General features: G+C 58.8%; 20 protein-coding genes and 1 other RNA gene. 3 read left to right on the top strand and 18 right to left on the bottom strand.

Annotated features, from left to right (window positions below; translation table 11 throughout):
* Nucleotides 1-66 precede the first annotated feature (66 nt).
* From O4G74_RS11765 to fumC, 6 genes are all read right to left on the bottom strand, one after another.
* Nucleotides 67-1221: a hypothetical protein gene (locus O4G74_RS11765; protein WP_269402801.1), complete on the bottom strand. Its 1155-nt coding sequence runs from the start codon at nucleotides 1219-1221 to the stop codon at nucleotides 67-69.
* A gap of 131 nt (nucleotides 1222-1352) precedes the next feature.
* Nucleotides 1353-2900: a SulP family inorganic anion transporter gene (locus O4G74_RS11760; protein WP_419715398.1), complete on the bottom strand. Its 1548-nt coding sequence runs from the start codon at nucleotides 2898-2900 to the stop codon at nucleotides 1353-1355.
* Between the two features lie 204 nt (nucleotides 2901-3104).
* Nucleotides 3105-3914 (bottom strand): SDR family oxidoreductase, encoded by an 810-nt coding sequence (locus tag O4G74_RS11755; RefSeq protein ID WP_269402799.1) that lies wholly within the window; start codon nucleotides 3912-3914, stop codon nucleotides 3105-3107.
* Between the two features lie 71 nt (nucleotides 3915-3985).
* Nucleotides 3986-4288 carry a CcdB family protein gene (locus tag O4G74_RS11750; RefSeq protein WP_269402798.1) on the bottom strand — a complete coding sequence of 101 codons (303 nt, stop codon included), beginning with the start codon at nucleotides 4286-4288 and terminating at the stop codon, nucleotides 3986-3988.
* Entirely contained in the window at nucleotides 4288-4728 is a 441-nt protein-coding gene (locus tag O4G74_RS11745) for a type II toxin-antitoxin system CcdA family antitoxin (RefSeq protein WP_269402797.1), read from the bottom strand. The genes O4G74_RS11750 and O4G74_RS11745 overlap by 1 nt, the downstream gene beginning before the upstream one ends.
* Before the next feature lie 36 nt (nucleotides 4729-4764).
* A complete protein-coding gene (gene fumC, locus O4G74_RS11740) occupies nucleotides 4765-6174 on the bottom strand; it encodes a class II fumarate hydratase (RefSeq protein WP_269402796.1) in 1410 nt (469 codons plus the stop codon).
* Between the two features lie 167 nt (nucleotides 6175-6341).
* Between fumC and hemH the strand changes: the two genes are divergently transcribed.
* On the top strand, nucleotides 6342-7388 hold the full coding sequence (gene hemH / locus O4G74_RS11735) for a ferrochelatase (RefSeq protein WP_269402795.1): 1047 nt from the start codon (nucleotides 6342-6344) through the stop codon (nucleotides 7386-7388).
* 60 nt (nucleotides 7389-7448) lie between these two features.
* Here hemH and O4G74_RS11730 read toward each other — a convergent pair whose 3' ends face one another.
* Entirely contained in the window at nucleotides 7449-9737 is a 2289-nt protein-coding gene (locus tag O4G74_RS11730; RefSeq protein WP_269402794.1) for a TonB-dependent receptor, read from the bottom strand.
* Nucleotides 9738-9867: 130 nt separating this feature from the next.
* Nucleotides 9868-10650, bottom strand: coding sequence for a GGDEF domain-containing protein (locus tag O4G74_RS11725; RefSeq protein WP_269402793.1), 783 nt, complete (start codon nucleotides 10648-10650; stop codon nucleotides 9868-9870).
* 136 nt (nucleotides 10651-10786) lie between these two features.
* Between O4G74_RS11725 and O4G74_RS11720 the strand changes: the two genes are divergently transcribed.
* The gene (locus O4G74_RS11720; protein ID WP_269402792.1) at nucleotides 10787-11143 is read left to right on the top strand and encodes a RusA family crossover junction endodeoxyribonuclease; all 357 of its coding nucleotides are present in this window, start codon (nucleotides 10787-10789) and stop codon (nucleotides 11141-11143) included.
* Between the two features lie 30 nt (nucleotides 11144-11173).
* Here the strand turns inward: O4G74_RS11720 and O4G74_RS11715 are convergent, their stop codons facing one another.
* The 7 genes from O4G74_RS11715 to O4G74_RS11685 all read right to left on the bottom strand — a co-directional run bounded on the left by O4G74_RS11715 (nucleotide 11174) and on the right by O4G74_RS11685 (nucleotide 16355).
* Nucleotides 11174-11623 carry an SET domain-containing protein gene (locus O4G74_RS11715; RefSeq protein ID WP_269402791.1) on the bottom strand — a complete coding sequence of 150 codons (450 nt, stop codon included), beginning with the start codon at nucleotides 11621-11623 and terminating at the stop codon, nucleotides 11174-11176.
* Nucleotides 11624-11774: 151 nt separating this feature from the next.
* Nucleotides 11775-12230 carry a PaaI family thioesterase gene (locus O4G74_RS11710; protein ID WP_269402790.1) on the bottom strand — a complete coding sequence of 152 codons (456 nt, stop codon included), beginning with the start codon at nucleotides 12228-12230 and terminating at the stop codon, nucleotides 11775-11777.
* Nucleotides 12231-12233: 3 nt separating this feature from the next.
* Nucleotides 12234-12734: an SspB family protein gene (locus tag O4G74_RS11705; RefSeq protein WP_269402789.1), complete on the bottom strand. Its 501-nt coding sequence runs from the start codon at nucleotides 12732-12734 to the stop codon at nucleotides 12234-12236.
* Between the two features lie 166 nt (nucleotides 12735-12900).
* Nucleotides 12901-13101 carry a hypothetical protein gene (locus tag O4G74_RS11700; RefSeq protein ID WP_269402788.1) on the bottom strand — a complete coding sequence of 67 codons (201 nt, stop codon included), beginning with the start codon at nucleotides 13099-13101 and terminating at the stop codon, nucleotides 12901-12903.
* 85 nt (nucleotides 13102-13186) lie between these two features.
* Nucleotides 13187-13542: a transfer-messenger RNA gene (ssrA, locus tag O4G74_RS11695) on the bottom strand.
* On the bottom strand, nucleotides 13543-14805 hold the full coding sequence (locus O4G74_RS11690) for a TadE/TadG family type IV pilus assembly protein (protein WP_269402787.1): 1263 nt from the start codon (nucleotides 14803-14805) through the stop codon (nucleotides 13543-13545). It abuts the tmRNA gene before it with no gap.
* A 98-nt stretch (nucleotides 14806-14903) separates the two neighbouring features.
* Nucleotides 14904-16355 carry a TadE/TadG family type IV pilus assembly protein gene (locus O4G74_RS11685; protein ID WP_269402786.1) on the bottom strand — a complete coding sequence of 484 codons (1452 nt, stop codon included), beginning with the start codon at nucleotides 16353-16355 and terminating at the stop codon, nucleotides 14904-14906.
* A 213-nt stretch (nucleotides 16356-16568) separates the two neighbouring features.
* Here O4G74_RS11685 and O4G74_RS11680 point away from each other — a divergent pair, with 213 nt between their 5' ends.
* The gene (locus O4G74_RS11680; RefSeq protein WP_269402785.1) at nucleotides 16569-17363 is read left to right on the top strand and encodes a thymidylate synthase; all 795 of its coding nucleotides are present in this window, start codon (nucleotides 16569-16571) and stop codon (nucleotides 17361-17363) included.
* A 6-nt stretch (nucleotides 17364-17369) separates the two neighbouring features.
* On the opposite strand, the gene O4G74_RS11675 is transcribed toward O4G74_RS11680, so the two are convergent.
* The 3 genes from O4G74_RS11675 to O4G74_RS11665 form a co-directional block, all read right to left on the bottom strand.
* Nucleotides 17370-17720, bottom strand: a complete 351-nt coding sequence (locus tag O4G74_RS11675; protein WP_269402784.1) for a carboxymuconolactone decarboxylase family protein — start codon at nucleotides 17718-17720, stop codon at nucleotides 17370-17372.
* An 86-nt stretch (nucleotides 17721-17806) separates the two neighbouring features.
* Nucleotides 17807-18592 (bottom strand): SDR family oxidoreductase, encoded by a 786-nt coding sequence (locus tag O4G74_RS11670; RefSeq protein ID WP_269402783.1) that lies wholly within the window; start codon nucleotides 18590-18592, stop codon nucleotides 17807-17809.
* A gap of 75 nt (nucleotides 18593-18667) precedes the next feature.
* The gene (locus O4G74_RS11665; RefSeq protein ID WP_269402782.1) at nucleotides 18668-19378 is read right to left on the bottom strand and encodes a VUT family protein; all 711 of its coding nucleotides are present in this window, start codon (nucleotides 19376-19378) and stop codon (nucleotides 18668-18670) included.
* Nucleotides 19379-19482: the final 104 nt, after the last annotated feature.

Below are 19482 nucleotides of genomic sequence, written 5' to 3'. Positions count from 1 at the left end.
CGCCTTTTTTGATTCGGATTGAGGTCCAATCGAGCATATCCCATCAAGCGGGGCACGCCCAAGATGTCAGGCGCGGGTCACCAGTTTCAGCTTTTTGAGCATCACGCCGATATTGTTGTGGGTCACAATCCCCTCAACGCGCTCGCCGCCTATGAGGCGTGTCCCCGCTTCCAGAAGGGTGGTGTCCAGCACGGCAAGTACCGAGGTATAGTTCTCATACCCGTCCACGATTTCGACCAGGCAGGCCCGCCGCGACAGCACCCGGCGCACGAACCCTTGGCAAGGCTTTTCGCGGACGCAGACGAGGTAGGCCGGTTCCTCTTTGCCCTCGACGGCTGTGCGCTTGCTGGAGCTCATGAAGAGGATGTCGTCACCGATGTCCGGGAAGCCCTCACTGCAAAGGCTCACCCGGTTGAAGTAAAAGCGCTGGCCATCTTCGCTCAGATTAGATGACGCGTTTGCGACCCGTTCGACAATGAAGCCGTAGCGATCATCTATCGACTTTTCCACGACGCCGATCTGCCAGGCTCGCTGTTTTCTGCCGTCGCTGATGCCTTTGGCAAGGACGGTTGGCATCTTCTTGCGAGGCGGATTGAGGAAGGTGCTGAACCTGTCATTGGTCGCGTGTGTCAGGGCTTCCGCGGCATCATTCTCAAGCTGAGCGTCGGTTTTGCTGTTCACGTTCAGGCTGCGGCGCTTTTTCAGCGTCTGTTCCTGTAGTCGGACGATGTCGGCGCGGCGTCTTTCCTCCCATTGATCCCAATTGGCAAAGGTGCGCGTCCAGAGCCATCGATGGAGGAGGGCGGCAAGGGCGATGAGCGCGAAAATGATCGCGCCTGCCAGGGCCATATCCTCAAAAGTGACTCCGAACAGGGCGATGTCCTGAAGCGGCGCGTACGACCTAAGCCAGCCAAGCGCGCTGGCCAGAATTGAGAAAAGCGAGAAGGCAGCAAATTTCTGATCAAGCAGGGAGGCGTGAAGCTGGGGTGTGTCGTGGATCTTGCGCTTTTCGTCATAGTCGGCCTTCAGGGCCGCGATCCGGGCGGGGCGGGTCCGTTCCTGCCAGCGCCTGACGTAGATCGTGCCTATAAAGCCCGAAACGATGACGAGCGCAGCGCCGCCAAGATAGGCGGCAGCCGATGGGTAAGCCTGAACGAGACGGCTGACCTGCCCGGCGAGCGAGCTGATCACCCTCCATATCTGCTGCATGAAATCGTTCACGCATGCCCCCCGCTAACCCCGGCGCGTGGCAACCTGCTTAAGGGTTAGGGGCGCGAAACCCAAAGTAAATTCAGGTCTGAGGGGAAAAGTGCCCGAACGTTTCGCGTGAAAAGGAGGGGCGCTGACCCTGTCTAGTGGCCGCTACCAAACGCCCCGGTACGAACCGAATAGTCCACGGCGACGGCATAGTCCGGATCATCATCGCTATCGACCATGAGCTGGCCGGCACGTTTCAGCAGCTTGTGACAATCGCGCGAGAGGTGGCGCAGGCGGAGCGTCTTGCCGTGCGCTTCATATTTGGCGGCGAGGTCTTCGATGGCCTGAAGGGCCGACTGGTCCACGACGCGAGAGCGCATGAAGTCGACGATAACAACGTCAGGGTCTGTTTCCGGGTGAAAGAGTTCAGCGAAGCCTTCGGTCGAGCCGAAGAAGAGCGGGCCTTCAATCTCATAAACATGAGCGCCGGGCGTGCGCACCGAGTCGCGCTCGATTATGCGGATGCGGCGGGCATTGTTCCACGCATAGGCGAGCGCCGAAACGATGACACCGACGACCACGGCCGTGGCGAGGTCGTAGAAGACGGTGACGGTTGTGACGAGCACGATGACGAGTGCATCGGTCAGCGGGATGCGGGTCATGATGCGCAGGCTGTTCCAGGCGAAAGTGCCGATAACGACCATGAACATGACGCCGACCAGGGCGGCGAGCGGGATCTGCTCAATCAGGGCGGAACCGACAAGGATGAAGGCGAGCAGGAAGAGCGCCGCAGAAAGACCAGAGAGGCGCGTGCGGCCGCCAGATTTCACGTTGATCATGGACTGGCCGATCATGGCGCAGCCGCCCATGCCGCCGAAGAAACCGGTGACGAGATTTGCTGCGCCCTGCGCGACGCATTCCTGGCTAGCGCCGCCGCGCTTATTGGTCATCTCGCCAACAAGGTTCAGCGTCAGCAGGCTCTCGATCAGGCCGATGGCGGCAAGGATCACCGAATAGGGCAGAATGATCTCGAACGTCTCCCAGGTTAGCGGGACCATTGGGACGTGAAAGGTCGGCAGGCCGCCTTCGACAGACGCGAGGTCGCCAACGCGCGGCACGTCGAGTCCGAAGACGATGACGACAGCGGCGACAATCGCGATGCCCGCGAGTGGGGCGGGGATTGCTTTGGTGAGCTTTGGCAGACCCCAGATGATCGCCATGGTCAGCGCGACGAGCAGCAGCATAAGGATAAGCGGCCAGCCGCTCAGCCATTCGCCGCCGGACATGCCATGGCCAGAAACTTCAGCCGTGCCGGGCACCTGGAACTGGGTTAGCTGGGCAAGGAAGATCACGATAGCGAGACCGTTGACGAAGCCCAGCATCACAGGGTGAGGTACAAGACGGATGAATTTGCCGAGCTTGAAGATACCTGCCGCGAGCTGAAGAATGCCCATGAGAACGACTGTCGCGAAGAGGTACTCCACACCGTGCTGGGCCACGAGTGAGACCATGACGACGGCGAGAGCGCCGGTTGCGCCGGAGATCATGCCCGGACGTCCACCGATAGCTGCTGTGATCAAGCCAACGATGAAAGCGGCATAGAGCCCCACCAGGGGATCAACCCCAGCGACGAAAGCGAAGGCCACGGCCTCCGGCACGAGAGCGAGTGCCACCGTCAGACCCGCCAGAAGCTCGATCCTGATCCGGTTTGGCGTGAACTTGGCGAGGTTTTCCTGCGAAAAATTCTGTGCGCCGAGGCGATCTGCGAACGCAGCGAATGGAGATTTGCTTGTCACGGGGCTTGCTCAGTCTGTTGGCGTTAAACGTCAGGCGCCCGTATGACGGTCTTTATATTGCGGCGCAACATGCGGACCGTCACTGGAGCTGACTTTGGTTGGGCGTGTCGGCTAGCTCGACGAAACGATGCCGCCGTCACACGGAATGGTGTGGCCGGATATGTAGGCGCCTGCGCGCGAGGACAGGAACATGGCAAGGCCTGCAATATCCTGCGGGGTGCCAACACGCCCAGATGGGTTTCGCTCTGCCACCGAGTCCCAGTCGACGCCTTCGGTCTTGCCGCCGAAACCGACACCGGTCGACAGCATCCAGGTCGGGAAGGGCCCCGGCGCGATGCCATTGACCAGGATGTGCTCGCCCACATGCTGAGAGGCCATGAAGCGGGTGAGGTGGATGACGGCGGCCTTCGACGTGCCATAGGCATAGCCGCTGAAAGGCGAGGTGTGCATGCCGTCGATCGACGCGATGTTGATCACGCGGGCCGGGTCATCCGCGCTAGCGGACTTGCGCAGCAGCGGCATGAGCTTCTGGAAGAGGAAGAAGATGCCTTTGACGTTGACGTCCATCACCTTGTCCCAGCCGCTTTCCGGAAACTCCTCCAGCGTGGCGCCCCAAGCAACGCCTGCATTGTTGATCAGGACGTCGACCTTGTCTTCACGTTTGGCGATCTCGTCAGCGAGGTGCTGGATGCCGACCATCTGGCCGACATCGGAAGGAATGGCATAGATCTCGCCGCCATACTGATCCTTGAGGCGTTTGACCGTCTCTTCGCAGGCATCCGCCTTGCGCGAGGAGATGATGACCTTGGCGCCATTGGCGAGGTAGCCCGCCGCAAGCATCTCACCGATGCCGCGCGAGCCGCCGGTGATGACCACCGTCTTGCCCTCTACCGAAAAGAGATTGCTGAAATCATTGCTCATGGCGTGTCCTCCGCTTCGTTTGCTTCATGCGGTTTGGAGGAGGCCCGCCGCGCTGGCAAGGGCAGTGGGCGTTAGTTGCCGAAGAACAATCGGGAGAGGGCGCGCTGAATTTCGTATTCGTGGGTGATAAGAGAAGCTACCCGGTCGCCGATCAGCTGTTTCGGAAAGGCCGAAAGCTGGTGCATCGCGAGAATGTATGACCGATCACCTATGACCACTTCGATCGTTACAGATGGGATGGGTAATAGGGCCGTGTCAGCGAGTAGCGGCGCGACGAGGACTGCTGGTCCAGTATCCACATGGGGGTATTGGAGGAGCACGATCAACTGCTCCGGGTCGTCACTGATCTCGTGAACTGCGAAGCGCTCATCCATTAGAAAAGTCGATACTTTTCGTTCCAGAGACCGTGCTTCTTATAGTGTTGGTTCCAGCTCTCGATGGCTTCGCGATTTTCTTCCGAAAAGCGTTTCATGCGCTCGGCTTTCACAGCGCGCTCTACAGCTGCGCGGGCGATTTCTGCGGCATCCAGGCCATATGATGCGGCTTCTTCGAGAAGGGCATCATCGGACGCGTCAAAGTCGAAGTGCTTGGACTCCTCCATGACTCCGCGGCGTTCGCCAGCCGCTTTGATACCGAGAAGTTCAGCGGCCGTTACCTCGCCCTTCGTCACGACTTCTATCCGCCGCGCTGTCTCCACAGATGGAGAACTCGACCGTCGTTCCAGCCTGGATATCTGGATTGCGCTCACGCCGACTGCAGCGGCCAATTCGCGCTGCGTTAGTCCCGCTGCGGTACGCCATGTAAGAAGCTCCATGCGATGTAGCTTAGCTTACATGGCGTGTAACAGCAATCAGCCTGGCGAGATCATCTTGGACGGGTCGACGATGGCGTCGAAGTCGTCTTCGGGGATGCCGTCCTTGATGGCTTCTTCCTTGAGGGTGGTGCCGTTCTTGTGGGCGTTCTTGGCGATCGCCGCGGCGCGGTCATAGCCGTACTTTTCCTTAAGCGGTGTCACCAGCATCAGGGAGTTTTTCAGGCCGCGTTCGATATTGTCGAGGCGTGGCTCAATGCCGACGACGCAATTCTCGGTGAAGGAGACGGCTGCGTCTGCCAGAAGGCGGACCGACTGGAGAAAGTTGTAGGCCATCATCGGGTTGAAGACGTTGAGCTCAAAATGGCCCTGGCTGCCGGCAAAGCCGATGGCGGCATTGTTGCCGTGGATATGCGCGCAGACCTGGGTCAGGGCTTCGCACTGGGTCGGGTTGACCTTACCCGGCATGATGGAGCTGCCCGGCTCATTCTCTGGCAGGGCAAGCTCGCCAAGGCCCGAGCGCGGGCCAGAGCCGAGGAAGCGGATGTCGTTGGCGATCTTGAAGCAGGACATGGCGACCGTGCTGATCGCGCCATGCGTGAAGACCATGGCGTCGTGGGCCGCGAGCGCTTCGAACTTGTTCGGGGCAGTGCGGAAGTTGAGGCCGGTGATCTGTGCGATCTTGTCGGCGACCATCGTGTCGAAGCCTTTAGGGGAGGCGAGACCGGTGCCGACGGCGGTGCCGCCCTGCGCGAGCTCCATGAGCTTTGGAAGCGTCATCTCGATACGCTCAATGCCATTGGCGAGTTGCTGGGCGTAGCCGGAGAATTCCTGGCCGAGCGTGACCGGTGTCGCATCCTGCGTGTGCGTGCGACCGATCTTGATGATGTCGGCCCAGGCCTTCGCCTTGTCGTTCAGCGCATTGTGAAGTTGCTGAAGCGCGGGGATGAGGCGGTGGGTGACTTCCTCGGCGCAGGCGATGTGCATTGCGGTCGGGAAGGTGTCGTTCGAGGACTGCGACATGTTGCAGTGATCGTTTGGGTGCACCGGCGACTTCGAGCCCATCTCCCCGCCAAGGATCTCGATCGCGCGATTCGAGATCACTTCATTGGCGTTCATGTTGGACTGGGTGCCAGAGCCGGTCTGCCAGACGACGAGCGGGAAGTGCTCATCAAGCTTGCCCTCGATCACTTCGTCGGCGGCTTGGACGATGGCCTTGCCCAGTTTCTCGTTGAGCTTGCCGAGCGCCATATTGGTTTCGGCGGCGGCTTTTTTCACGATACCGAGCGCGCGGACGATCGGAGCTGGCTGCTTTTCCCAGCCGATCTTGAAGTTGCCGAGGCTGCGCTCTGCCTGCGCGCCCCAATACTTGTCTCCTGGGACCTCGACAGGTCCCATCGTGTCGCTTTCGGTACGTGGTTTCGGCTGCTTGTCGCCAAAGATGCCCATCGGGTCGGCTCCTGTTCGTGTGTCAGTTGAATAGTCGGGTCCCGGGCGCTTTAGCATGGCCACCGGGAAGCGCAAAAGCGCGTTTGCGCCCGCGTGTCGCAGCGCCCGCACTTGTCGCCCGGCCTGCCGCCCTATCTATGAAGTCATGAGACGCGGAGGGGTATCCGATGGTTGAGACAGGCAAGGTACTTGAAGGCAAGCCGCCGCACGCGCCGGATGGGCATCCGGATGTGATGCAGGGCAAGGTTGGCCTGTTGCTGGTCAATCTCGGTACGCCTGACGGCACCGACTACAAGTCGGTACGCCGCTACCTGTCAGAGTTCCTCTCCGACCCACGCATCATCGAGGTAAGTCCGCTGATCTGGCAGCCTATCCTGCAGGGGCCGATCCTGACCTTCCGGCCGAAGAAGTCCGGCGAGGCCTACAAGAAGATCTGGACCGATGAGGGCTCTCCGCTGCTGGTCTATACCAGGCGTCAGGCCGAGATACTGAATGCGCGCATTGGTAGCGAGCGACTGGTTGTCGATTTCGCCATGACCTATGGCAATCCCTCCATCGCCTCGAAGATCGAAGCACTGAAGGCGAAAGGGTGCGACCGGATCGCGGTCATGGCGCTGTATCCGCAATATTCGGCGACCACGTCCGCCAGCGTCTACGACCGCAGCTTCAACGCGTTGAAGGACATGCGCTGGCAGCCAGCCGTGCGCACGGCGGCGCCCTTCCACGACCACCCGATTTACATCGAGGCGCTGGCCGCTTCCATTTCTGAACATATCGCAGGCCTCGACTTTGAGCCGGAGCGCGTTCTGATGAGCTATCACGGCATCCCGAAAGCCTATTTCGAGAAGGGTGATCCGTATCATTGCCACTGTCACAAGACGACACGTCTGGTGTCTGAAAAGCTTGGCTGGGCGGACGGATTTGCGATGACCACGTTCCAGAGCCGTTTCGGGCCCACCGAATGGTTGCAGCCCTATACCGACAAGACGCTGGAAGCGCTGCCAGAGCAGGGCGTGAAAAAGGTGGTGGCGGTGTCGCCAGCCTTTATTTCCGATTGTCTTGAGACGCTGGAAGAGATCGCCATGGAGGGCCGCGACAGCTTCATGGAAGCAGGCGGGACGCATTTCTCAGTGGCGCCATGCCTCAACGATTCAGAGCGGGCGATTGACCTGCTTGAGACACTGGCCGCACGCGAACTCGCCGGCTGGATCTAGCGCGCAAAGGAAAGGGCGCGCCTTTCGACGCGCCCTTTCTTACTTGTTCGAACCAGAAGCCTAGAAAGACTTGCGGATGCGCGCGCCGTAGAAGGTTGGCGTGCCTGCGATGAAGGTCGGGATGCCGAAGCCGTCGCCAGTATTGCCTGCATCGATGATATAGTCTTCGCCGGTGAGGTTGTTGACGTAAGCCTCGACGCCGAAGCCGTTCTCAAGGTCCAGCTGGACATTGAGGTTTACGAGGCCATAGGCGTCCTGGCTTATCAGGTCACGCTCGGTGTTGTCGAAGAAGACTTCCGACTGCCAGGTATAGCTTGGCACAATGCTGAGCGTGCCGAAGCCTGCGTCCATGATGAAGATACGGGCCGCGAGGCTGGCCTTGTGGTCTGGCGAGAGACGCAGCTTGTTGCCACCGAATGGGGCACCTGGCTCATCGTCGAAGCGGGCATAGTTGTAGCCATAGCTCGCAATGATGTTGAGCGCGTCGGAGAGATACCAGTTGGCCTGCGCCTCGAAACCCTCAGCCGTTGCGTCGCCGGCATTGATCGGCTCGATCAGGCCCTGTGCGTTGATCTGCGTCGACTGGAAGTTGTTGTATTCATAATAGAAGGCAGAGGCTTCGAGGCTGAGATCGCCGCCGAGAAGCGAGCTTTTTACGCCGGCTTCATAGGCATCGACGATCTCTGCATCGAGGACGGCAAAGCCCGCGGACGGGGCCGAGGCCGAAGCCGTGATAACTTCCGGGCGACGGCCCCGGGCATAGTTGGCGAAGAGGTTGACCGTGTCGGTCAGCTCGAACTTCGCCGCTGCGCGCCAGGTGATGTCATCAAAGGTTTCGCTGCGAGCGATGCGCCCGCCCGATGGCTGGACGAAGAGGCCGGCACCGGTCACGGCGCTCGGGCCGTTCAGGAGTTCGACGAGCAGGCCGCTCTCCTTGTCTTCGGTTGTGTAGCGAAGGCCGCCGGTCAGCTGGAGACGATCGGTGACATCGACCGTGGCGTCAGCAAAGACCTCGAAGGCCTGCGTTTCGCCGTCATTGACGAAGCCCTCATTGTGGATCGGCTTCAGCGGGACAATGACGGTGCCGCCCGATTGCTGGAAGACCGTCAGGTTGATGCCTGGCAGTGCATCGACCGGTGGAGCCAGCGGCGGGGTCAAGAAGCCGCCAAGAAGGGCCTGAACGGCGCGCTCATCAAAGGTGAGCGGGACGTTCTGTTCGCCGGTCTCGTCGAAATAGCTCGCCCCGATGAAACCGCGGACGCGGCCACCGGCGTCATAGTTAGCGCGGAATTCCTGGCTGAACTGTTCGCCTGAAGCTTCCTCAGCGAAGATAAGGAGCTCAAGACCGAAACCGTCCGGATCGAACACTTCGAGGCTGTCGAACTCGCGATAACCGGTGATGGACGAGAGCGAGATGCTGTCGGAAACCTGCCAGTCGCCGAGAAGCGTCACGCTGGTAACGTCGCGCTCAAGGCCGAGAGGCTTGCCGCCGAGGAAGTCGCCGAACGTGTTCAGGTTGGCTGGGTCCCATGGTTCCGAAGAGCCTGTCGGGCTGGGCAGGAACGCCTTCGACTTGAAGCTCGTGCCGGATGGGCTGTCTTCCTGATAGTTGGCGATGAGGTCGAAGCGCAGATCTGCGGTCGGCGTGAAGGCAAGCGAGGCGCGCACCGCCGACATGTCCTGGCTGTTGAAATCCTCTTCGGCCGGATTGACGCTTTCGACATAGCCATCGCGCTCACGCAGGCGACCCGCAATGCGGAAGGCAAGCGTGTCTTCGATGATCGGGCCGGTGACGTGGCCGTCGAGGTAGACCTCGTCATAATTGCCGATACCGGCGGTTGCCTGGCCGGAGAGTTCGAATTCCGGCTTGGCCTGGATTACGTTCACGCCGCCGATGAGGGCGCCGCGCCCGAACAGGGTCGGTTGCGGGCCTTTTGCGACTTCGACGCGCTCGAGGTCGAAGAGTTCAACAACGGAGCCGCGCGAGCGGGAGATTGAAACACCATCCTGGAAGATGGCGATACGAGGCTCAATATTCGATTCGCCGCTATCGGAGGTGATGCCGCGGATCACGAAGCCTGGATTGTTCGGGCTCTGCTCCTGAACCTCGAAGCCGGGCACGAAGCGGGCGACGTCAGAAAACTCGTCGAGACCCAGATCGTCGAGAAGTTCGCTGTCGACGGCCGAGACGGCAACCGGAACATCGCGCAGGTTTTCCGCGCGCTTCTGGACCGTAACCGTCACCGTCGTCTGGCGAAGCTCATCTTCGCTGGAATCCTGCGCAAGGGCAGGGGCCGCGAACGCCGCAGCAAGGGCAAGTGTCGTCGTTGTAAGGAGGAAATTTTTCATGGGAGGCTCCGCTATGTAGTGTTCTGCTGGCGTGCCTCCTATGTGTGCTTTGCAACAGTCGTGAGACGGTTTGGCCGGAGCGGCCTCAAAAATGGCAATTGTTGTTAATCGGTCACGTTCGCCCGCGCTCTCAACGCGTCAGGGCGATGACCTTTCGCTCGGCATCTGTTCTGCTCACGGTGCGATTTCGACCTTCCTTCTTGGCTTCATACAGCGCGCGGTCTGCTTCGCTGAGCGCGTTATGCAGCGAAGTATCGGCGGTAAAAGAGGCAACACCAAAACTGGCAGAGACCGAAAGGCCCTGTGCAACCTCTTCAAAAACAGCCATGTCTATGGTGTAGCGAAGCCTTTCGGTGACCCCATATGCCTGCGCCGGGGTGACTCCGGACAGAAGGATCGCGAACTCCTCACCGCCCCAGCGGGCCAGCGCATCTACGGGACGGCGCAGGACGCCTCCTGCCAGCCCGGCAACCGTCCTCAGAACTTCATCGCCTGCTGCATGGCCAAAATTGTCATTGATCGATTTGAACCAGTCGAGATCAAACAGAATGATCGCAGCCGTTTCGCCCGTCCGCGCCATCCGCGCCCGTTCTTTTTCCGCAAGTCGCTCGAATGTCCGGCGGTTCATGATGCCGGTAAGCGCGTCGGTCGCGGCCAGTTCCTGTAGTTTTTCCTGATGCGCGGCGATTTCGACCTCGCGCATATAGTGGATGATGCCGGCGGGGACAGCGATCGCACACGAAATGAAAATTGCGGTGGCTATGAAAAGGGCGCCATTGTGGTTCAGGCCGAGCGCAACAGTGATCGAAGCGCTGATTGTGGCAAGCGTAATCGCCGTGCCGCTGACCAGAATGGGAAGGCGGGTCGGGTTTCGTTGAACGAAGTTCGACACAAGAGAAGCAAAATTACGCATGCGGAGCTTCTTGCACGTTAGGGATGACGTTCTCTCTCTCAATCCTGTCAAATTTCATATATCACCTGCAAAATGAAAAACGGACGCACCTTTCGGGTGGTGGCGCGTGATGCAGTGGCGCTCTAGGTGTGAGCGTATGGACGACTGGATCAAATCTGGAAAAGTACGCGCGCGGATCACCGATGAAGGTGCGCTGGAGGTGCGTTGCTTCGGCCTTACGACGCAGGCGAAATACTACAAGCCACTGCTGAGGGAGTTCTTTCGCAAGGACTTTACCCGCTTGCGTCCCGGGCATGGTGATTACGCAGTTCACATCGTGATGGAATATACTGGCGACCCGCCCTGGATGGATCTCGACAATTTGGCAAAGGCGTTGCTCGACAGTGTATCGGGCAACGCCTTCGCGGACGATCATCAGGTCGCGCGCCTTCTTGTCGAGCGCCGGGTGGGCGAGCGCGAAGGCATCTATATGCGCGTCGAGGCGATGGATTAAAGGCGCGCGCGAGGCGGCGCCTGAACGTGGCTAGTTCGCTGGGTTTGCCGTATTGATCGCCATCATGAAGTCGGCCGGAAGCTGGCGACCGAGCGGACTGATGGAAGCCATCATGTTGTCAGCGGTCGTGTCGAACTCACGATAGTCACAGGTCAGTTCGACACCTGCCGGGATATCGAACAGCGCGTAGCCTGAATCGATTGACGAGAAGTCGGTGTTGGGCTGTTCGCTATGATTCATATAGCGGCCCTCGTCGCCGTCGAGGATGCAGACCTGGCGGTCATATGGCGGGATATAGGTGTAGCGCTTCAGGAAGTCGGAAAGACGTTGGTCTGCATCGGTAAAGCTGTCGAGGGAAATCATCCGGTCAACGCGCGGGTCGAAGCGCCAGATCAGCTGACCACGTCGGATGGGTTCACGGGAGAAAACGCCCAGACCTTCAATGTCGGAGGCGGCAAGATAGCAGGGGACCAGCATCATTGACTGGCGAGCTCCTGAAAGGCCGGGTCGCCGCCCGGGAACGGAATCAGGGTTTTGCCCGCGCTGGCGTCGCGCAACTTCTGTAAATGCCCGCAGCGGGACAAATATCAAGTTAAATTATTAAGTGGCTTTAGCGCCGATAGATAAGCGTTCAGAACCGCTTGAAGGGACGGGGGGAAGCAGTTGCTGTCGCCGTCGCCACAAGTTTCCCGTCCGGATCAAAACAGCGGGCCTCGGAGAAGCAGACCGACTTGCCAAGTTTGAGGATTTTCGCCTCGACCTTTGCCGGGCCAACAAAAAGGGGGGCGAGGTAGGACACCTTCATCTCAAGCGTTGGCGCCGTCATCGTCACGTTCGAAGCGATGATGATGTTGGTCGAAATGGCTTCGTCCAGCATGGCGGCAATAAAGCCGCCCTGGATTGCGCCGGTCGGATTGGCGAAGCTTTCGTGCGCGACGAAGTTAACTATGACGCGCATCTCGTCCTGATGAACTTCAGCGAGATCCATACCCAGCGTGTCAGAACAGGCGGGGCGCTTTTTCGAGTTGCGAAAGCGCGCAAGCATGTCGGCGTCGCTCAAACGCGGCTTGTCAGTCTGGTCAGCCAATACTTATTTCCGGCGGAAGGCGTCGATGCTGACGACCGTTGAGCCGCTACCGTCGCCCGACGCTTTCGCTGCGGGCTCTGGTTCTTCCTTTATCGCTTCGGCCGGTGTTTCGCTGGCCGGGCTGATGATCTCAGGTTCGCCCTTGGTCATCTCCTTCTCGAATGACAGGCCAAAGTTCACCGCCGGATCGACGAAGCGGGTCATGGCTGCATACGGAATCGAGAGGTGCTGCGGCACGCCGCTGAATTTCAGGATCAATTCGAAATGGCTATCATGCACTTCGAGGTCCCAGAACTGATGCTGGATGACAATCGTCATTTCATCAGGGAAACGCTCAATCAGTTGATCCGCCATCTTCACGCCAGGCGCTTTCGTGCGGAAGGTAATATAGAAGTGATGTTCACCCGGTGCCGCGCCGTTCTCTGCGGTCTGGCGAAGGGTCTGTCTCACAACGCCACGCATCGCGGCCTGGGTCAGCGCTTCATAGCCGATATAGTCGGTCATCCAAAAATCCTCTCAAGGGTTCTGTTTGTACCGGTAACAACGGCCGGTTCAACATGCTTCATCCATGAGGCGAAGCGCCAAGCAGCGTTTCGCCCGTACTCTTGATGACGATTGCGTCACAAACGAGGCAGGGTCAGGCATACTGAACCAGCGCCTTGCAGCTGTGCTAGTTGCTCGGTTCGCCTTCTGTAGCAGGCGTTTCGTCCTTGCGGCGCGTATTGGTTACAGCCGTGATCAGACCAAGCCCGGCGAGAATAACGGCACCGATAGCAACCCACTGGCCAGGAACACCAAGTGCAACTGCTGCCCAGATAAGCCCGCCAAGGAAGATGATGAAGCCGATAGTATAAATCGCGAATGAGGACATCTGTTCTCTCCTTTAGATGAGAGGCAAACGCGCCTTGGCGTGCTCGCGTTCCAAGTGGGCGTCGGGATGCATTCTGAAGAGGTAAGGTGGAGGCTTCTGTTGCCAGGCGCCTCCGGGCCCCGCCTAAGGCGCTGAAGCCCTAGGAGTTAAGTTCGGTAAACCGAGCGCAGACTAGGCTGCGAGCAGTTCGCCTTCAGCAAAGTTGTCATTTGCAACTATTGTTGAGTGAGCTTCTAACGGAGCTCATCCGGGCGAAGGCATCGTCTTTACACGTCCGTCGATCCTGTTTCGCCCCCAAAGCCGTCCCGCTGAAGGATGGGAATTGGTGGAGGCGCCGGGTACCGCCCCCGGGTCCGAACCGCTTATTGCACGCGCGTTTATCGCCATAGTCCTCGAAAGGACAAATTGAATATAGGCCGCGACCCGCGCCGATGAAAGGGGTCAGAGTGTGATCCGCAGATCGGAGATGGAGCTTGCGATGGACTGATAGGCATCTTGAAGCTGCTGACCGTTCTCTGGACGGAAGAAAAATTCCGACCCGCTGGAGCAGTACTGGAGCACTTCGCGGCCCGCCTCCGGGGCCTGAAACGCGACCGAATAGATGCGTATGCCTGCAGCCTTGGCCTCATCGCAGAGCTGCTTGGCCTGCCAGGTCGAATTACCGTTTGAGCTGTCGCCAACTGTATTGAACGCGCCGTCCGTCATCAGGATAAGGGCCTTGGCACTATCTGGCTCGTCATAGGCGAGGGGGGCGGCGCTTTCGGGGAAGACAGTGCTCCATGCTGGCGAAATCATGTACCAGCCCCACGCCACACCAAGGTGGCCGGCCGTGTTCCCTTCAGCGCCCAGCGCAGTGATATAATTGTAGAGCGGCTGGCGCGAACTGGTCAGGGCGAGAGGTTCCGCATCGCCGCAATCATCGCGGCGATAGACATCCGCCTTCACCACGTACTGACCGGGGCCCGGTGCAGCGTCGGTGAACGCCTGACTCCCCTCGCGTTCGAACACGCAAGTCGAGTCGTAATAGTAAGTGTACCAGCGCCCATCGTAGTAATAGTTGACGCTTTGCGAGCTTGAGCTGCCCGTTGCGGCCTCGAAGTAGTCGCCCGCATTGAAGGCGCCATTATAGGCGACCATGGAAATGCGAATGTCGTCTTCGTGTCCGGGTTTGGGCTCTTCTACGAGCAGTGTATCGACGGCATCGCGCGCCGCGATCTTCAGGTCTGCGATGCGCTGTCCATCCATCGAACCGGAAACATCGAAAACGAAGGAGACATCAACCTTGCCGATGCCGTAAGTGGTCGCTGTTTCGACGTCGAACTCAAACGTGTCGATATCCGCGATCTTCGCCAGAAATGTCTCCATCGTGCAGCGCGTCGTAGCTTCCACATCGGTTTCGTCGATGACAACGGCGGGGAGCGTGCAGGTCAGCGGGAAAGGACCGTTGGAGATGAGCGCACTGAAATAGGTGCGAACGGTCTGCTGGACTTCGAGCTTGGTCGCGCCTTCCTGATAGGCGCGGGTCCCTGCGATAACGGCCGAATCGATGCTGCTCTGGGCTTTGGACTTGTTGGTGGTCAGCACCTGGAAGTCGACCGCGAAACCCGCGATCAAGGCAATTGGAAACAGCGATAGCGCAAACAGGATGGCCATCTGACCCTCTCTGTTTCGCTTGTAATCGAAGGTCCGAAAGCTTCTGCCCATATCACCCATCTTCTTTCAGGATGGCTTTCGGTACGCTTCATTTCTGGCGTGAAATTGAAGCGTGCCGGGCAGGCCGTGATTAACCTAGAGCCTCAGGCCTAGTATTTGATGCGAAGGTCCGAGATGGATGTTGCGATCGACTGGTAACTCGCGCTCAGTTCAGCGCCATTGGACGCCTTGAAAGCGTGCTCGCCACTTGATGCACAGTAGTTCAGCACATCTTCGCCAGCGGGCGGCGCCTGGAAGGCAATCGTGAAGATCACGACATTCTCTTCCTTGATGCTGTCGCAAAGCGCGCGGGCCTGTTCGGTCGAGTTGCCCTGTCCACCATAGAGATGGGAGTTGAACTCACCATCCGTCATGATGATCATCGCCTTTGTCGTATCCGGCTCGTCATAGGAAAGCGGCTCGGCACTATTGTCGAAAACGTCAGACCATTCCGGTGAGATCAGATACCAGCCCCAGGCAATGCCCTGATGGCCTGCCGTGCCCCCATTGGCATAGAGGCTCTGGATATAGAGCTGGATCTGTGTGGCATTGTCGCTGAGCTCGAAAGGTTTAACGCTCAGACAATCATCGCCGACGACATTCCACGAATTGCGGTATGAATCGTATTCGGCATACGCCGTCGAGAGATAACCGGACGAGTTCGTCCCGTCCGTGGTTGCCCGGCGCTGGCCAGCTGGCAGCGTGTCGATGAGGTCGGGGGTAGAGCGCTGGGTCGGCTGATGCTCGTCGAACCGGAAATCGCCGTCTCGCTCATAGACGCAGGTGGAATTGACGGACTTGGTCGCGGTCATTTCCCGGTCGACGTCGCGACACTCATTGCGCCAGCTGATGCAGTAACGGCCAATCGCAAACCGGCAGACCCATTCGCACTCTTCAACTTCTGCGGTGTAACTTGCCGTATAGGTGCGGTTTTTGGTGAGGCCTGTTACTTCTTCAAAGTACTGGCCGGCATCAATCATGCTGTTATAGGCGACCATAGCGATGCGCACGTCGCCATCACTGGATGAGCCCGGAAGTGGTAGAAGCGTGGTCGCCGCGTCAGCTGCGGCCAGCTTCAGCGAAGCCAGACGACCGTGTGAATTCATCGATCCTGAAATGTCGAAGACGAAGGCCACATCGAGTTTGCCGACACCGTAGGTCGCGGTGGATGTTACGTTGAATTCAAGCTGCGAGCGGCCGACAATACCGCTCATGGCGGTGTCCTGAAAACACCGGACGTCTGCCTGAATTTCTTCGTCTGCCGGATAACTGATGACGACCGGTTCGCAATTCAGGCCCGCATTATTAGCAACAAGTGAGTTAAAATATGTTGCTGCATGCGCGCGGCCGTTTTCCTGCGAATTGGAAGACTGAAGCATCCGGGCCCCTGCGAGCACGGCTGAATCGAGTGATTGTTGCACCCGGCTTTTCTTGCTGAAGGCGATTTGCGAATCGAGCGTCAGGCCTACGACAGCGAGGATAGGTAGAATTGCGAATGCCCAGATCACCGCGACATTGCCGCGTTTGTTCTTGGGTAAATTCGTCAGACGGGTCGTCAGCATGGGCTTTCATCCGGATGGAAGCGGTTCGTTCAGTATGTCTTCTACAACCGGGGTCTTAGGATGCCGCTTCGCTCTCCCGGTTCTTTTTATGGTGGGGGGTAAGGTTGCGTTAACGCCCTGATGGGGCGGCTTACGGGAAGCCGCGCCAAAATTTCTGGAGCCAGGTGCGGGGTCCCTCTGGACTCACGCTGGCGAGTCGTCATTGCTTACGCCATGCGCCAGTATCTCGACCTGTTAGCCGATGTTCTTGAAAACGGTGTTGCGCGCGGTGACCGCACTGGTACCGGCACGCTGGGTGTATTCGGCCGTCAGTTGCGGTTTGACCTTGGGAGCAGCTTTCCATTGCTGACGACCAAGAAACTGCACCTGCGCTCTATCATTATCGAGCTGCTCTGGTTCCTGAAGGGCGATACCAATATCAAGTACCTCAAGGATAATGGGGTTTCGATCTGGGATGAGTGGGCCGACGAGAATGGCGATCTTGGGCCCGTCTATGGCAAGCAGTGGCGCTCATGGGCAGCGCCTGATGGCAGCACCATTGACCAGATCGAATGGGTGCTGAACGAGATCAAGACCAATCCGAATTCCCGCCGACTGGTCGTGTCGGCCTGGAACCCGGCGGATGTGAACGAGATGGCGCTACCGCCGTGCCACTGCCTGTTCCAGTTCAATGTCATGGACGGCAAGCTGAACTGCCAGCTTTACCAGCGGTCAGCGGACATCTTTCTTGGCGTGCCATTCAATATCGCGTCCTACGCGCTGCTGACCATGATGATGGCGCGAGCGACAGGCCTGCAGCCGGGTGAATTCGTTCACACGCTGGGCGATGCGCACCTTTACTCAAACCATGTGGAGCAGGCCAAGCTTCAGCTGACACGTGAACCTTTCGCGCCGCCAAAGATGGTTCTGAATCCCGACAAGACCGACCTGTATGGCTGGGAGTATGAAGACTTCGAACTGGTTGGCTATCAGGCGCACAAGCACATCAAGGCGCCTGTAGCCGTCTGACCGAAGCTAGCCTCCAGTCTGCTGCCAGGCCGTCCAGGCGTCGGCGGCGTACATCAGGGATGGCCCACCGCCCATATAGACGCTGACCCCGAGCATCTCGGAAACTTCCTCATCGCTGGCGCCCAGCTTGCGAAGCGCCTGCGTGTGAAAACCGATGCAGGCGTCACACTGCTTGGACACGCCAATGGCGAGTGCGATCAGTTCCTTGGTCTTCTTGTCCAGCGCGCCGTCTGTCATGGCCGCTTTTGAAAGCCCACCAAAAGCCTTCAGGACTTCGCCGCCATGCTCGCGCAGGCCGCCGATCCCATCATTTACAGATGAGGTGATCGCTTTGTAGTCCTTGGGTCCGCCTGCCATATGCTTGCTCCTTCTAGCTGGATTTCCAGCTTACATCGGACCACAGATGGCAGACGGCGATAAGGAGAAATACGTGGGCCGCTCGGCTAGCGCGGCGCCATCCGGATAGACCCGTCGAGGCGGAAATTGTGGCCGTTGAGGTAGGTATTACGGGCGATTTCCACCGCCAGCGAGCCAAACTCTTCCGGCTTGCCGAGGCGTTTAGGGAAAGGGACTGACGCGGCAAGGCTGTTCAGAACCTTCTCAGGCGCACCAAGCATTAGCGGCGTCGCGAAAATGCCGGGCATGATTGAGTTCACACGGATGCCTACATCCATCATGTCACGCGCCATCGGAAGGACGAGGCCGTTCACGCCAGCCTTGCACGAGCCATAGATGACCTGACCGATCTGGGCGTCCTGCGCAGCGACGGATGCCGTCAGCGTGATCGAGCCGCGTTCGCCATCGTCGTTTAGCGGCTCTGAATTGGCCATGCCTTCTGCGGACATGGAGCCGATACGGTAGGATGAGACCAGGATGCCTTGCGCGCCCCTGTCGTACTGATCAGTAGGTGTGCGCTTATAGCTCATCGATTCCTTGTCGAAGGAAAGCGTCTTGCCGCGGCCAGACGTCATGGCGCAGTGCACGGTGATGCGTTCCTGCCCATGCGCGTCGCGTGCCTTTGCAAAGCCGGCCTCGCAGGAGGCTTCGTCCAGAATGTTCACATTGCAGAAGACGCCGCCAATGGCTTTGGCGACTTCCTCGCCTTTCTCTTCCTGAATGTCGAAGATCGCGACTTTTACGCCTTGGGCGGCGAGCGCCTCTGCGGTTGCGCGCCCGAGGCCGGACGCGCCGCCGGTCACCACGGCGGGTGTGTTGCTACCGAGTTTCATGAGGACCTCCCTTTGGTCTGGTTGTTCTGACCAGACCATAGCGAAGCAGGAGGCGGTGAAAACACTGTCGTGAGGTCAGGCGTTCGCCGGTTTGTTTTCGGGCGTGAAGCCGTCATCATCATACGGGTCTATCAGGCCCTGCTTTTCACGCTGTCGGATATAGTAGGAGATGACGGCAGCACCTGACATCTTGCCCACGATAAAGACGACCCAGTTTGCGAGATGGAGCATGTTGCCCGGCTCATCGCCAAGCTGCATCTGGCGAGCAAGATCAGCGCCATAGAGAAAGATCGTTGTGTCGACCGGGGCCGCAATTGCGCTCGACAGAAGGATGCGTGTTGAAAGGCGGTACTTTGTCAGCGTGAAGATGAGCCAGTCTGTGATTTCCGAAATAGCAAAGGCGATGCCGGAAGCGAGCGCGATCACCGGCCAAGCGTAGAAGAATGACCATGCGATGGCGAGGGCCATTACGATCAGGACCTTATGTCCCATTCGCCTTTGCACAAAGTCGCGGAATACAAAGACAAGACCGGTAACGACGGTCAGTGGATGAAGTTCGATTCCGCGATCAAAGGCTTCTGACGGCGCCATGAGGGAAATGCTGTCGATGACACCGAAGGACCAGTTCAGGAAAGGAATGGTCGCGAAATAGACAAACGCCCAGAAGCGCCCGTTTGCGACCCAGATGATGCCGGATGTCAGAACAAGGCCGAAAAAAACCGGAAATAGTAATGCTGGCTGCTGATTGGTCAGCGCGGCGACGAAACCGTCCCAGAAAGTCATCATGAAAAACAGCAGTTCCTTGAGCAGGGCCAGCATTGAAGGTTTACGGAGTCCGCGTAATGACGGCCCGCCGGTACGCAGAGGCGTGGAAAGACCCGCCAGCTTTT

This window comes from Henriciella marina, from assembly GCF_027213945.1.
GTDB lineage: Bacteria > Pseudomonadota > Alphaproteobacteria > Caulobacterales > Hyphomonadaceae > Henriciella > Henriciella marina_A.
This window is presented reverse-complemented; position numbering and strand designations above follow the sequence as displayed.